Annotated in this window: 9 protein-coding genes; 5 read left to right on the top strand and 4 right to left on the bottom strand. The window is 54.6% G+C overall.

Annotated features, from left to right (window positions below; genetic code table 11):
* The first annotated feature begins 1,169 nt into the window (after positions 1 to 1,169).
* Both KM934_RS07460 and KM934_RS07455 read left to right on the top strand, forming a co-directional pair.
* Entirely contained in the window at positions 1,170 to 2,492 is a 1,323-nt protein-coding gene (locus KM934_RS07460; protein ID WP_252344934.1) for an MBOAT family O-acyltransferase, read from the top strand.
* A 5-nt stretch (positions 2,493 to 2,497) separates the two neighbouring features.
* Positions 2,498 to 3,418 carry a hypothetical protein gene (locus KM934_RS07455; RefSeq protein WP_215759996.1) on the top strand — a complete coding sequence of 307 codons (921 nt, stop codon included), beginning with the start codon at positions 2,498 to 2,500 and terminating at the stop codon, positions 3,416 to 3,418.
* A gap of 261 nt (positions 3,419 to 3,679) precedes the next feature.
* On the opposite strand, the gene KM934_RS07450 is transcribed toward KM934_RS07455, so the two are convergent.
* The 4 genes from KM934_RS07450 to KM934_RS07435 all read right to left on the bottom strand — a co-directional run bounded on the left by KM934_RS07450 (position 3,680) and on the right by KM934_RS07435 (position 9,016).
* Positions 3,680 to 5,197, bottom strand: coding sequence for a peptide MFS transporter (locus KM934_RS07450; protein ID WP_215759995.1), 1,518 nt, complete (start codon positions 5,195 to 5,197; stop codon positions 3,680 to 3,682).
* 87 nt (positions 5,198 to 5,284) lie between these two features.
* Positions 5,285 to 6,847, bottom strand: coding sequence for a peptide MFS transporter (locus tag KM934_RS07445; RefSeq protein ID WP_215759994.1), 1,563 nt, complete (start codon positions 6,845 to 6,847; stop codon positions 5,285 to 5,287).
* 55 nt (positions 6,848 to 6,902) lie between these two features.
* Complete coding sequence (locus KM934_RS07440; protein WP_215759993.1) at positions 6,903 to 7,634, bottom strand: porin family protein; 732 nt, start codon at positions 7,632 to 7,634, stop codon at positions 6,903 to 6,905.
* Between the two features lie 23 nt (positions 7,635 to 7,657).
* Complete coding sequence (locus KM934_RS07435; protein WP_215759992.1) at positions 7,658 to 9,016, bottom strand: LysM peptidoglycan-binding domain-containing protein; 1,359 nt, start codon at positions 9,014 to 9,016, stop codon at positions 7,658 to 7,660.
* A gap of 136 nt (positions 9,017 to 9,152) precedes the next feature.
* On the opposite strand from KM934_RS07435, the gene KM934_RS07430 reads away from it, so the two are divergent.
* The 3 genes from KM934_RS07430 to KM934_RS07420 all read left to right on the top strand — a co-directional run bounded on the left by KM934_RS07430 (position 9,153) and on the right by KM934_RS07420 (position 14,547).
* Positions 9,153 to 9,872 (top strand): gliding motility-associated C-terminal domain-containing protein, encoded by a 720-nt coding sequence (locus KM934_RS07430; protein WP_215759991.1) that lies wholly within the window; start codon positions 9,153 to 9,155, stop codon positions 9,870 to 9,872.
* Positions 9,873 to 10,008: 136 nt separating this feature from the next.
* The gene (uvrA, locus tag KM934_RS07425) at positions 10,009 to 12,906 is read left to right on the top strand and encodes an excinuclease ABC subunit UvrA (RefSeq protein WP_215759990.1); all 2,898 of its coding nucleotides are present in this window, start codon (positions 10,009 to 10,011) and stop codon (positions 12,904 to 12,906) included.
* Positions 12,907 to 13,272: 366 nt separating this feature from the next.
* Positions 13,273 to 14,547, top strand: a complete 1,275-nt coding sequence (locus tag KM934_RS07420; RefSeq protein ID WP_215759989.1) for a DUF3078 domain-containing protein — start codon at positions 13,273 to 13,275, stop codon at positions 14,545 to 14,547.
* The last annotated feature ends 181 nt before the right edge of the window (positions 14,548 to 14,728 follow it).

Raw genomic sequence — 14,728 nt, 5'->3', positions numbered from 1 at the left:
GGAGGTATCGAGCCACCGTTAGCCATCTATCGCAATGCGAAAGATGCCTTTTCGTGGCGTGGAGTGGGGAGGGCGAGGTGAAGAATAAGGCCTTCGGGTTGTAACGGCTTTATTATTAGACGATTATAAAAAACCACGAGAATGGCGTATTTGCGTGCGAACCTCCACTCGCCGCCGAATAAATGTTAAAAACGGGAGATACCTGTAGCCTATTTTCAGCAGCATACTGTCTTGTTGTGGGATGCACCATAGCCAAGCTCATTGACGGCCAACAATTGCTCTTCTTGCGACGCCCTGGGCTATGCGCTACTTGGGCTTTCAGCCCGCTTCGTTCAACTTTGGCACCCCTGAGGAGATCATTGGCTTTTTCAGCCCTCTTGGTTACCTTTGTCACACCGCTGTCATGTTTGAGACTAAATTATCTATTCGTTGTGAAAGCCGGATGAGGCTAATGTTATAAGAAGTGATACGCATTTCAAATCACTCCACATGCCGGATGAGCCAAATTTGTGTGGCGCAATGTCCCGAAGTCAAAAAAAATGGCCGATTCTTGAAATCAGAGCTTATGGCCCCCGTTGGATGCAAGCGGGGTTAAACCAAAATCGGTAGGAGGGGCTTTGCGAGCCGTTGAGCGAATGTTGTAACGCTATTTTTGTAATCGATTGATAGTTGATTTCTGCAAGTTTGTTTGTAACTTTGCATCCTGTAATCGAAGCATAGCCATGTCGCCGCAACATGCCTTTGCTCAAAACGAATTTGCGGTAACGAAAAAGGAAGTTATAGAAATAAGAATTTCATTATAATACATTGTTAAATAGCGTTTGCTGTTATTCGGAACGTCTTGAAACTTGGCCGTAACAAGATAGCTCAAATACACGAATAAGTTTGTGAACGCCTGCGCATAGCGTGGGCTAAACTTATCTGTATTTGAAGGGTCGAGGCCAAGTACCCAAGACGTGGATAGGTTTGTCCACGCTTCTTTTGTACTTGGTCGTAGCAAAAGCCCCTTCGTTCTTCCTGATGCAGTATCGCCCAATTATTGCGTTTTTATGGTTTTTAATTCTTTCCAGTTTATCTGGTTGTTCCCAATCATATTCATTGGGTACTATCTGTTGTCGTGCCTATTGGCAAGGAAAAGTCCTGAACGGCAACGAACAACAAGCAATGTCTTGTTGCTGCTGGTTTCCTATGGCTTGTATGCCCAAACCAACGCAGCCTACACGCTTATCTTGTTAGGCGTAACATTCGTTACTTATTATTTTGCCTTGCTCATTGAGCGAAGCCAGGCCGAGCGGCCTAAGCATCTGTTGATCGTCTGTGGAAGCGTGCTGGCGTTGCTCCCCTTGTTGGTGTTTAAGTATTACAACTTCATCATCAACACCAGCAACGCTTTCTTCGAATCCATCCATTGCGCCACGGTGTTGCCGGGTCTCAACTGGGCTGTACCTCTTGGTATATCGTTTTTTACGTTTCAGGCTGTGGGATATCTCATGGATGTGTATTATCGCCGCATCAAGGCCGAGCACAACTGGTTGGACTACATGCTTTTCGTTTCCTTTTTCCCACAAATCATGTCGGGTCCCATCAGCAAGGCGAAAGACCTGTTACCGCAGATCAAGACTTGCCGTCAGTTTGATGCGGCCATGGCTACCCAAGGTCTGAAATGGTTTGTTTGGGGATTGTTTCTCAAAGTGATGATGGCCGACCGACTGGGGATGTATGTCGATCAGGTGCTCGACAATTATATGTTCAATTCGGGCACGTCTTGTCTTTTGGCCACCATCTATTATTCGTTTCAGATATATGGTGACTTCGCTGGTTACTCATTCATGGCGATGGGCGTAGGAAAACTGATGGGGTTCAATCTTATCAATAACTTCCAAAGGCCGTATCTCTCCACCTCGATCACCGATTTTTGGCGCCGTTGGCACATCTCGCTTTCTACATGGTTGAAAGATTATGTTTACATTCCGTTGGGAGGAAGCCGTTGCTCGAAAGCGAGGAATTATTGGAACATTTTCGTCACCTTCTTGGTGAGTGGCATTTGGCATGGCGCCAATTGGACCTTCGTGTTTTGGGGTGTTCTTCATGGCTTGTTCCAAATCATTGAGAAGATGTTTGGTTGGCAAAAGGTTACCACAACAAACTTACCCATTCGTGTGGCGAGAATAGTCATTACGTTCACGCTCGTAACCATAGCATGGATATTTTTCCGACAGCCAACGATTGCCGACGCCTTTGGAGTGATTGAGAGAATTGTAACGGAACATGGCGCATTGTTTAAGCCGTCTAACACCGAAGTGGTGTTCTCTGCGCTGTCTATTGGCATTGTGGCGTGTGTTGACTTGCTGAGGGAGTTCCTGCCCAAGCGGTTCTATCAACTCGTCCAAGCCCCTGTGGTTGTTAGGTGGTGCGTCTATTATGCGTTGCTGCTGATTGTGTTGTTAAGCGGAGTGTTCGACTCCAGCCAGTTTATTTACGTTAGTTTTTAAGCCAAATGAAGAAGTTTGTTAGCAAGGTAATCTGGTTTTTGATAGGTCTTGTTGTGCTTGATGTGCTCGTGGGTTTGGGTGCGCGTTACTTGGTGGGACATGCCAAGGGTGGCGACACGGGCTTGAACAATTATATCTGCCATGAGATGAGGGACGAGTGCATTGTCTTCGGATCCTCGCGAGGCATGCACCATTACGACCCAAACATCATTGCGGATAGCTTGGGTATGAGCTGTTGGAACTGTTCGCTCGATGGCAACGGCATCATCCTGATGTATGGGCGATACAAGATGCTGAGCGCACGGTACACGCCCAAGATGCTCATCTACGATGTGCAGACATCGTTCGACCTTTTGGAGAACGACAATCATAAATATTTGCGAAACTTGAGGTATTATTACGACGACCCAGGTGTTGACTCCATCTTTTGGCGGGTCGATCCCCTGGAGCGGCTCAAGATGTTGTCAAACTGTTATCGCTACAATTACCAGTGGCTGCAACTCATATCTGACAACATTCACCCCTTGCGGAGCAACGACAAGGGGTATAAGCCCATGGACAAGACCATGACTTATAAGCCGAAAGCGTCTTATAAGCCGAAAGCGTCCGCGCATCAAAAGGAGGATTATAAGTACGATTCGCTTAAGTTGCATTACTTGGAACAGTTGGTTGTGGCATGTAAAGCCAATGGCACCCAATTGGTGTTTGCCGTTTCGCCACAATTCAACACGCATGACGACAAGGTGTATCAGCCGCTGAAAGATATTTGCCGCAAATACCACTTGCCCTTCCTCAATCATTATTGCGACAAGGACTTTGTGGATAGGACCGATTATTTCTACGACTCGGTACACATGAACCGTACAGGAGCAACCGCCTATACCAAGATGGTCGTAGGAGAGTTGAAAGGCTTGGCCATGCCTTAATGGGATGGCACCATCAAGCATCGTTTGAATGTACCAATAATCCCGCGCTAAATATGAAGGTGCGGGATTTTGGTTAAAGCGAGAAGTGTCCATAATCGTAATAAGGTGTGATGGGAAACACATTCCCACCACACCTTATTGTATATAAGGGGGCCCTTGCTAACTTATCAAGGTCCTCGAAGGCTGTCGTGCCATGGGTTCGACGGTATGTTCCCGAGGGGGACGGCGTCGGCGTGGCACGGCAGCGCCAGCGATTGCTGGTTAGCAAACCTTTTCGAGCTTCTTCATCATGGTCATCATGAAGAAGGCGCTCAACAGGCAGAGCACGATAAACACGCCCCATACCACCCAGAGCGGGAAGCCGCCCCAGAGGAAGCCGCCCACGCTGACGAGCAGGTTGCCTATGGCCGTTGCCACGAACCAGCCGCCCATCATGGCGCCTTTGTACTTGGGGGGAGCCACCTTGCTCACAAAGCTGATTCCCATCGGGCTGAGCAGCAGCTCACCAAAGGTGAGCACAAGATAGGTGCTCATCAACCAGTTGGGCGACACAAACGCTGCGGCGTCGCCCGCCACGCGCTGCTCATCGGGCGTGGGCAGGCCGAGCGAACCAAAGAGCATGATGGCATAGGCGGCAGCGGCCACCACCATGCCGTAGGCAATCTTACGGGGTGCCGAGGGCTCCTTGCCCTTGCGTGCCAGGTAGCCGAAGATGGCAAGGCTGACGGGTGTGAGCATCACCACGTAACTCGGGTTGAAGTGCTGGAAAATAGGAGCCGATACCGATACCACCTGGTTGCTCGTGGTGACATACATGTAGCCCAAGAAGCCCAACGACGCCAGGATGACCACGCCGGCAATGGCGCGCGCCTTGGTGGTCTTGCTCTGGAAGAGGGCGAAGGCGGCATACACAATGAGGATGATTGCCACAAGGTTGAGCACGTTGAAGGACATGCCCTGCCAACCCGTTGCGCTCTTGGCCGTAAACTCATCGGCGAAGAAGGTAAGGGTCAGTCCGTTTTGCTGGAAAGCCATCCAGAAGAAGATCACCACGGCGAACACCAGTACGAGGGCAATGATGCGCTCACGGGTCTCCTGGCGTGAGAGCTCCACCACCTCGCCCGTCTCGTTGACCTTGTCGGCCGATGTGCCTTCCACATGGCGGAAGGTGGAACGGAACGCGTAGTAGATCAGTATCGACACCACCAACGACAGGCACGCCACGGAGAAGGCAAAGTGGTAGGCGTCGTTGCCGCTATAGCCGAGCGAGTTTTGCGCCCAGTCCATGATGCGCACGGCAGCCGTTGGGGCAAAGAGCGAACCGATGTTGATGGCCATGTAGAAGATGGAGAACGCCTCGTCGCGCTTGCCTTGCAGCTCGGGCGCGTCGTAGAGGTTGCCCACCATCACCTGCAGGTTGCCCTTGAACAGTCCGGTTCCGATACTCACGCATAGCAAGGCGCCGCACATGAAGATCAGGGCGAAGGTGTCGCCGCCCAGGGGGATGGCCAACAGGAGGTAGCCAATGAACATGATAAAGATACCTAAGGTTACCATCTTGCCGTAGCCGTACTTGTCGGCCACCATTCCGCCGAGGAAGGGGAAGAAGTAGACGGCACCCATGAACACACTATAAATCAGACCGGCGGTACCAGCGCTCAGTCCGAAGTTGGCTCTCAAGAACAGAGAAAAGACGGCTATCATCGTGTAATAGCCAAAGCGCTCGCCTGTGTTGGCCAATGCCAACGCATAGAGTCCTTTAGGTTGACCCTCAAACATAGTATTAAGATTTAGATGTTAAAGATTCATATATATAGCTCCGCCCGAAGGCGGAGCCATTTATCTGAAGGAATGAAGGGTTGGCGGTTAGGCGGTTACGCGCTCCAGCCACTTCACCATGGCGTACATCACGCCCATAGAGATGAAGCACACAATCATGAAGACCAACCAGCACTCCCACAACGGCCACTTGTTATACATCAGCGGGCCAATCCACAAAAGGCAGTTGCCCACGGCTGTGGCGCCCAGCCACAATCCCTGGCAGAGGCCCTGCAAGTGCTTGGGAGCCACCTTCGACACGAAGCTCAGTCCGAGTGGTGAGATGAAGAGCTCGGCCACCGTCAGGAAGAAATAGGTGAGGATGAGCACGAGGGGCGACGCCTTGTCTAAAGCGCGCACGGCGGGGGCCATCGAGGTGAACACCTCGGCCGAGGGCCAACCTTTCACCATGGAGAGAATCATGAGGAAGCCATAGGCCAGTCCGGCGATACCCATACCATACACAATCTTACGTGGTGTGGAGATGGGGTTGCCCTTCTTGGTGAAGTGGGCGAAAATCCACATGATGATGGGCGTGAGCGTGATGACGAAGAATGGGTTTACGGCCTGCCAAATCTCCGGAGCCAGGGCGTCGGTGCGCACGAAGTCGCGGGCGAAGAAGCTAAGGCTCTGACCGTTCTGGTGGAATGAGAACCAGAAGAACACCGAGATGCCGAGCACGGCGAACAGGGCGTACATACGCTGCTTGATCTCGGCGGCCATGGTGCGCTTCTCCTCCTCGGTGTATTGCTCCACAACCACCTCTTCTTTCTTACCAGGGGTGGGGAAGAGATGCTTGGAGAAGAAGAAGATGAGCAGCGACACGAGCATCATCAGCACCGATGCGATGAAGCTGTAGTGGATGCCGGTGTTGAACACGTCGAGATACTGCTGGCAGAAGGCGGCCATGTCGGTGAAATGATAGCCCGAGAGCTGCACCTGGCTGGCCAGCGTTTGCAGGTTGGCGGTATCCGTTTGGGTCAAGGTGCCGTTGATGAAGGCGTGGCAGAGGCGTGGCAGGTCGGCGTTGTAGGTCAACTGGTGCACGTTGAGCCACCAAGAGCGCAGCAATGGCGCGATGAACGGCGCTGCCAAGGCACCCACATTGATGAACACATAGAAGATTTGGAATCCAGCGTCGCGCTGTCCCTGTGCCCACTTCAGGCGCTCTGTTCCCTCGCGGGCGGCGTCGCGCTCAAAGTTGTCGTACATCTGTCCGACGATGGCTTGCAGGTTGCCCTTGAACAAACCGTTGCCCACCGAGATGAGGATGAGGGCGAAGATGGTGAACGAGAGCAGGGCGGTGTTGTTCTCGGGAGTGGCGAGGACGGGCACCGACAGGCACACATAACCCAACGCCATGACCAAGAGACCGCTCATGATGGTGCCCTTGTAGTTCTGGGTGCGGTCGGCGATGATACCGCCCACGAGGCTCATTACATAGATTGCGGCGAGGAAGAGGGCGGCAATCAGGCCGCTGGTCTCGTCGGACAATCCGAATTTGGAACAGAGGAAGAGTGCCAGCACGGCGTTCATGATGTAATAGCCGAAGCGCTCGCCCATGTTGCTGAGGGCTGCAAGGAGCAATCCTTTGGGATGGTTTTTGAACATAGATTATTGGATTTAGTTGTTAATGATCGTGGGTTAAGGTAGGTCGACGCCGTTGTCAACGGGTGATGTCGAAAAGATATGTTAGCTTGATGGTGATGGTTCCGAAGTTGGAACTGCCAAAATAGTCGCGTTTCGAGTCGCCGTAGATATTGCCCAATCCATAATAATATCGGCCTTCGAGGAGGAATCGGCCCACCTTGGGGTTGGTAAACTCGATGCCGGCGCCTGCCGCAATGCCGTAATCAAACTTGTTCTCCACGGCCATCGTGTCTTGCGCGCAAATTGAATTGGCGCGGTCGGCCATGTTACGCTTGTCCCAGTCGAAGTTGCTCTTGGTGCTCTCGCTGAGGTAAACGCCAAACTGCGGACCGGCATTCACGAAGAAGTTGACACCCCGGTTCTCCCTTCCCCACGCCAGATGGGCCATGATGGGCACCTGAATGTAGTTGATGGTGCGCTCGTACTGCTCGGCCACGCCTGTCACGGCGTTGATCACGGGTTGGTCGTTCAGGTCGCGTATGTCCTCTTTCCATCCCAACTGCCCGTAGTTCACCTCGGCAGCGATCGATGCGATGGTTGAGAAGTATTTCTCCACGGTGTAGCGCATGGCCAGTCCGCCGGTGAGGCCTCCCTTCATGCTTTGCACCACCTTGGGCGTGAATCGCACGGTGGTGAGGTTGTATCCGCCACTGACACCCACCGAGAGGGTGTTGCGGTGCTCGCCGATCTGCGCAACGACCCCTAAGGGGAGGATTAGGAACAAGAGTGTGATGATATGTCGGTTCATGTGGTTTCTTGGAACGTCAACGGTTAATAGGCCACCGCCTCGATGCGGTGGTCGCGTGTGTAGTGTATGAGTTGGAAGCTTTCGTTCTGCATGCCGGCGTCGCCCACCTGCCTAAAGCGGAGGGGCGTTTGCAGCGGTGTGTAGGTGCTCTGCCCTTTCGTGCCGCGGAACGCCTTGCCCTTGGACACCAGTCCGCGCAAGAAGAACTGGGCGTGGTCGTAGCCCGTGAGCCCGAAGCGGGGGTTGTAGTTCACCTGCAGGCCCTCGTGGAACCACCTGCGGTAGGTCTGCTCAAACTGGCGTGTGCGTGCGTTCTGTGGGTTGTAGTAGAACTGTGCGGGGATGTAGGTGTCGAAGCGGAAGAACTTATCGAGGTCGTAGTCGGCGTAAAGCAACCAGTCGGTGTAGCCGAAGAGGGTTATCTTGATGTTGGGATTGAGGTTTTGCAGGCTCGCCAACTTGGCCAAGGCCACCGTGAGCTCAGCCATGCGCCCCGTGTTGAGGATCACCACGTTCTGCTGGTTGGTGCGGAACGCCTTGGCAAACATGCCCTCGCTGCTGTTGAGGTTGGTAATGTTGTATGTGATGTTCTTGCTCTCCAGGCGGTTGCGCAAGCCAAAGGTGAACACGCCCTTGCGCGAGGTGGTGTCGTTGCAATCGATAAACACCGGGTGGGCCTGGGGGAACAGGCGGAGGTACGCCTCGATGGCGCTGTTGTTGAGCCTGTCGGGACTCTGCCACACCTGGAAGATCTGGCTATAGCGCGCCACGTCGTCACCATTGATGGAGAACGGTATGACCATCTTGATGTCGCGCGCCTTGCAAAACTCGGCAAGACCACGCACCTGATGGGTGTAGAGCGGACCGAAGATGATGTTGCACTTGGCGGCCTCGGGATCGCTCGTAAACTTCGTTATGTCGTCGTCGATGGTTACGTTCCAGGCGTGCACATCGATGTGGTATCCGGCACGCTTCAGGCTGTCGCAGCCCATGAGCAGGCCACGGTAATACTCCATCATGCGGCGGCCATCGCCGTTGATGTTGTGCAAGGGGAGCATCACGCCCACACGCATGGTGGCGGGCGCAGCCTTCTGCACGGGCTTGGCCACGGGGGCGGGCTTCACCGCTGGTGTGGCGGGCTCTTCGGAGGGGTAGGGAATGAGGATGCGGTCGCCCTTCTTCAACGTGTAGTCGGCCGCCTTCATCTCGGGATTGGCGGCGCGCAACTGGTCTTCGGTCAGGCCGAATTTCTTGGCAATGCCATACAACGTGTCTTTCTTCTTCACCTTATACAGGTCGCGCCATTGGGGCACCTGGGCCACCACCGTTGAGGCAAGCAAGCAGAGAACGACGACCACGAGGCATTTGTATATCTTTACCATAAATGCGTTCTTAAATCAAAATCAATTGCAAAAATACAAAAAAAAGAAATACATCCTCTTTTTTTTCAAAGGAAATTCACTAACTTTGCATAAGGCGGCAACAAAAAATGCCACCCAACCCAACACATTTCTCAAAATGAATGCGAAAATCATCATATCCTTCCTCTTTTCTCTTCTTGCCACAGGCGTTTGGGGACAGGATGTTTATCCCTCCATCAACCCCATGGCCAGTTACACCGACAAGGATGGCGAGACACACACGGAGACCAGCATCTCCGAGTCGGCGCCCCTCACGGTGACGTTCAACGCCAACGCGGAGAACACGGCGGGATGGACCGCCCACTACGAGTGGCGTTTTTATAAGGATGGCAAGCGCGAGGCGCCTTACCTCATCCGCTACGACGAGGACACGCAGATCACGTTCACCGAGTCGGGCGCCCACCACGTGGAGCTCTGGGCCACGTTTGTCCAGGGTACCGACACCGTGGCCTACACCGACGACTATTGGACGTCGGAGGCCTCGCCCCTCATCGTATCCATCTCCGAGAGCAAGCTGGAAATGCCCAACGCGTTCTCGCCCAACGGCGACGGCATCAACGACGTCTACAAGGCGAAGAGCGGCTACCAGAGCCTCGTGGAGTTCCACGCCTACATCTTCAACCGCTGGGGACAGAAGTTGTACGAGTGGTCGGACCCAGCCGACGGATGGGATGGCAAATACAAGGGCAAGGACGTGGCACAAGGCGTCTACTACGTCTTGGTGAAGGCCAAGGGCGCCGACGGCCGCACGTTCAACATCAAGCGCGACGTGAACCTGCTCAGGGGCTACACAGAGAGTTCCACCGCAAACCCCTAACGGGCTGTCGGCCTCCACACACACTACACCCCAGCGCGCCCTATCGACCCACTGAGCCGATGGGCGGGGCCTCCTGCCACACGCAGGAGCCACCTTTCTTAATAGGTAAAAAAAAGACCAATTAGCGAACACTCTTATGACACAGCCAAAGGCTATCGGGAAACAAACGGAATGGATCAACGTGTGGGGAGCGCGCGTCCACAACCTCAAGAACGTGGACGTGAAGATTCCCCGCAACGCGCTAACCGTCATCACCGGCCTGTCGGGGTCGGGCAAGTCGTCGCTCGCCTTCGACACCATCTACGCCGAAGGACAACGGCGATACATCGAGACGTTCTCGGCCTACGCACGCAACTTCCTCGGCAACCTGCAACGCCCCGACGTCGACAAGATCTCGGGACTGTCGCCCGTGATCAGCATTGAGCAGAAAACCACCAACAAAAATCCGAGGTCGACCGTGGGAACGTCCACCGAGATATACGATTACCTGCGCCTCCTCTACGCGCGGGCGGCCACGGCTTATAGCTATCTGAGCGGCGAGAAGATGGTGAAATACACCGAGGAGAAGGTCATCGACATGATCCTCTCCGACTATGCCGGACATGCCATCTACATCCTCGCCCCACTCGTGCGCCAACGCAAGGGCCATTACCGTGAGCTCTTCGAGAGCATGCGCAAGAAGGGCTACCTCTATATCCGTGTCGACGGCGAGATCAAGGAGATTACGCGCGGCATGAAGGTAGACCGATACAAGAACCACAACATCGAGGTGGTGATCGACAAGCTCAAGGTGCGCGACAAGGATGATGAGCGACTGAAGAACACCGTGCGCATTGCCATGCGCCAGGGCGACGGCGTGGTCATGGTGATGGACCGCGATACGGGCGAGGCGAAAAACTTCTCCAAGCGACTCATGGACCCCGTGACCGGACTGGCCTATAGCGACCCCGCGCCCAACATCTTCTCCTTCAACTCGCCCGAAGGGGCGTGCCCCCATTGCAAGGGATTGGGCTACGTCAACGAGATCGACCTCAAGAAGGTCATCCCCAACGACGCGCTCAGCATCCACGACGGCGCCATCGTGCCCTTGGGCAAATACAAGAGTCAGATGATCTTCTGGCAGATCGACGCCCTCCTGAAGAAATACGACTGCTCGCTGAAGACGCCCTTCAAGGACATTCCCGCCGACGCCGTCAGCGAGATCCTCTACGGGTCGCTCGAGAACATACGCATCGACAAGGACGTCATACATACATCAAGTGATTATTTCGTGGCTTTCGACGGGGTGATTAAGTACCTCAAGACGGTCATGGAGAACGACGATTCGGCCGCCTCGCAGAAGTGGGCGGCGCAGTTTCTTGCCGAGGCGGTATGCCCCGAGTGCCAGGGCAAGCGACTGAAGAAGGAGAGCCTGGCCTATAAGATATGGGACAAGAACATCGCCGAGGTGGCCTCGCTCGACATCAGCGACCTCGCTGAGTGGCTCGACCACGTGGAGCAGCACCTCGACAACAAGGAGGGGCGCATCGCCCACGAGATCATCAAGGAGCTGCGGTCGAGGGTCGGCTTCCTCTTGGAGGTGGGACTCGATTACCTCTCGCTCAACCGGCAGTCGGCCACACTCTCGGGTGGTGAGAGCCAACGCATCCGACTGGCCACGCAGATTGGTAGCCAACTGGTCAATGTGCTCTACATCCTCGACGAGCCGTCCATCGGATTGCACCAGCGCGACAACCAACGGCTCATCAACTCGCTGAAGGAGTTGCGCGACATGGGCAACACGGTCGTCGTGGTGGAGCACGATGAGGACATGATGCGCGCGGCCGACTGGATCGTTGACATCGGGCCGCGAGCTGGGCGAAAGGGCGGCCAAGTGGTGTTTGAAGGAACGCCGCAGCAGATGCTCCAACCCGCCAAGACGCTCACGGCACAATACCTCACGGGCGAAAGGCAGATAGCCATCCCCGCCGAGCGGCGTAAGGGCAACGGACTGTTCCTCAAGTTGCGGGGATGCCGGGGCAACAACCTCAAGAACGTCGACGTCGACTTCCCCCTGGGCGAGCTCATCGTCGTAACGGGTGTGTCGGGATCGGGCAAGTCGACGCTCATCAACGCCACGCTCCAACCCATCCTCTCGCAACATTTCTACCGCAGCCTGCGCAAGCCCATGCCCTACGACAGCATCGAGGGCATAGAACATATAGACAAGGTGGTCAACGTGGACCAAAGCCCCATTGGCCGCACGCCACGCTCCAATCCCGCCACCTACACGGGCGTGTTTGGCGACATAAGGTCGCTCTACGTCAACCTGCCGGAGGCGAAGATCAGGGGCTACAAGCCCGGACGGTTCTCGTTCAACGTCAGGGGAGGCCGATGCGAGGCGTGCAAGGGCAACGGATACAAGACCATCGAGATGAACTTCCTGCCCGACGTGATGGTGCCCTGCGAGGTGTGCCACGGCAAGCGCTACAACCGCGAGACGCTCGAGGTGAGGTTCAAGGGCAAGTCGATCGCCGACGTGCTCGACATGACCGTCAACATGGCGGTGGAGTTCTTCGAGAACGTGCCCGCCATCCTGCCTAAGATCAAGGCGTTGCAAGACGTGGGACTGGGATACCTCAAGCTCGGGCAGAGCGCCACAACGCTGTCGGGAGGTGAGAGCCAACGCGTGAAGCTCGCCACCGAACTGAGCAAGAAAGACACGGGAAAAACGCTATACATCCTCGACGAGCCCACCACCGGTCTCCATTTCGAAGACATCAACATGCTCATGAAAGTGCTGCAAAAACTCGTAGATAAGGGCAACACGGTCATCATCATCGAACACAACCTCGACGTTATCAAACTGGCCGACCACATCATCGACATGGGACCAGAGGGAGGACGAGGCGGCGGACAACTGCTCGTTGCCGGTACACCCGAGGAGGTGGCAAAGTGCCAACTGGGTTATTCGGCCAAGTATATCCGGGAGACGCTGGAGAAACAAAAGGAATGTGCTGGGCGGAAGGAAGGCCAAACGAGCCAAGAACCGTAAGTTGCACAATCTTGACGTCGCAAGAAAACCATCGCGTTGAGGCTTGGCATGTATCGAGTTGCTATACATGCCAAGCCGAGACACGCTAAACCCTGCGGCTTGCTTTTCGGCCTGGCGTTCCAATCCCCATCGGTCATAGGGTGGGGGCGCTCAATCGCTCATAAGGGGTTCCCCCAATCGGTAAAAGGATTTCCCCCAAGGGATCATAGGGCTTCGACCAAGGGGCGAACGGCGTTCCCGTGCCTTCCGGATTGACGGGATGGACCACCGAATGAAAAAAAGAGGAGCGGATACCCCTTGTTTCGATGAATATTACTACCTTTGCAATCAACAATAGTTGATGAACCCCTACCCCAAAACCAACTTATGACACACACCTTACCCCGACATATCCTCTTAACGTTGGCGCTCTCGTTGCTCACCATGGCAACCTACGCCCAGCATCGCACACGCACTACCACCCAATCGGCGTCGGCGTCCGCCAAGGTAAGTAGGCAGTTTTCCGACTCCCTCCGCCATTATGCCGACTCGATCTACGCCGATAGCGTGAGGGTTCGTCAGCGCCTCACCGCCACCGATGTGGCGCCCTTGTTCCTTCCCCCCACATTTTACAAAGACGTTCCGCACAAGGCGTTCTCGCTTACCGACAGCCTGACGACCGTCGACGAGCTGATGTTGCTGCTCTACCTCAACCGTCCCGATCTCGTGTTGGCCACCCAAAAGCAGTTGGAGAAGGCTGGCCCCGTGCTGGCGCCCACCACCGTTACCGACAAGCCCGCCGTGGAGGTGGCCGAAACCAAGCCTGCGGAGGCCATGCCCAACGATGTGGACCTCATCGTGTTGAAGCCCAACTTTTGGTCGTTTGGTGGCGACCACTACCTGCAGTTCTTCCAAAACTACGTGTCGAGCAACTGGTATAAGGGCGGACAAAGCAACTATTCGATGGTGGCGTCGCTCACGTTGAACGCCAATTACAACAACAAGCAGAAGGTGAGATGGGACAATAAGCTCGAGATGAAACTGGGCTTCCAAACCACCCGAGGCGACACGCTCCATAGTTTGAAGACCTCCGAGGACCTGTTGCGCTATACGGGCAAGTTGGGCTTGCAGGCCACCAAGAGCTGGTACTACACCTTCCAGTTGCTGGCCTCCACGCAGTTTGCGCGAAACTTTGGCACCAACAGCAATTATGTGTATTCCGATTTCCTCTCGCCGCTCAACGTGAACGTGTCAATCGGTATGGACTACAACATCAACTGGTTGAAGGGCCGCATGCGCGGAAGCGTTCACCTCGCTCCCTTGGCCTACAACTTTAAGTATGTGGGCCGCAAGGCTTTGGCCACACGCTACGGCGTGGATGCGGGCCACCACACCCTGAACGACTTCGGTTCGCAGATCACCGTTGATGTAACGTGGAGGATGTGCGACAACATCAGTTGGCGCTCACGTATCTATGGATACACCACGTACGAGCGTGTAGAGATGGAGTTTGAGAATACCTTCAGTTTCCAGTTTAACCGATACATCTCCGCCAATTTCTTCGTCTATCCCCGATTCGACGACTCACGCAAGCGCGACGACCACCACGGCTACTGGATGTTCAAGGAATACACGTCGCTCGGCTTCTCTTACAGTTTCTAAGCTGACGGCACGCCGCGATGCGCCACCCAACCAAGGACTGGGTGGCGCATCGTTTTCGGTTCTACAAATAAATGGGGTTTTGAATGTTGTTTCTTGTACCCTTGTTCTTGTGTAAGTCGGTCTTTTTTTCTAACTTTGCGATGAATTTAACGACAAACTTATAGGAAACAATCATTTAACG

Origin of the sequence: Hallella faecis, from assembly GCF_018789675.1 — a bacterium.
Lineage (GTDB): Bacteria > Bacteroidota > Bacteroidia > Bacteroidales > Bacteroidaceae > Prevotella > Prevotella faecis.
Note: the sequence above shows the minus strand (reverse complement) of the source record. Positions and strands in the feature narration are given on the sequence as shown.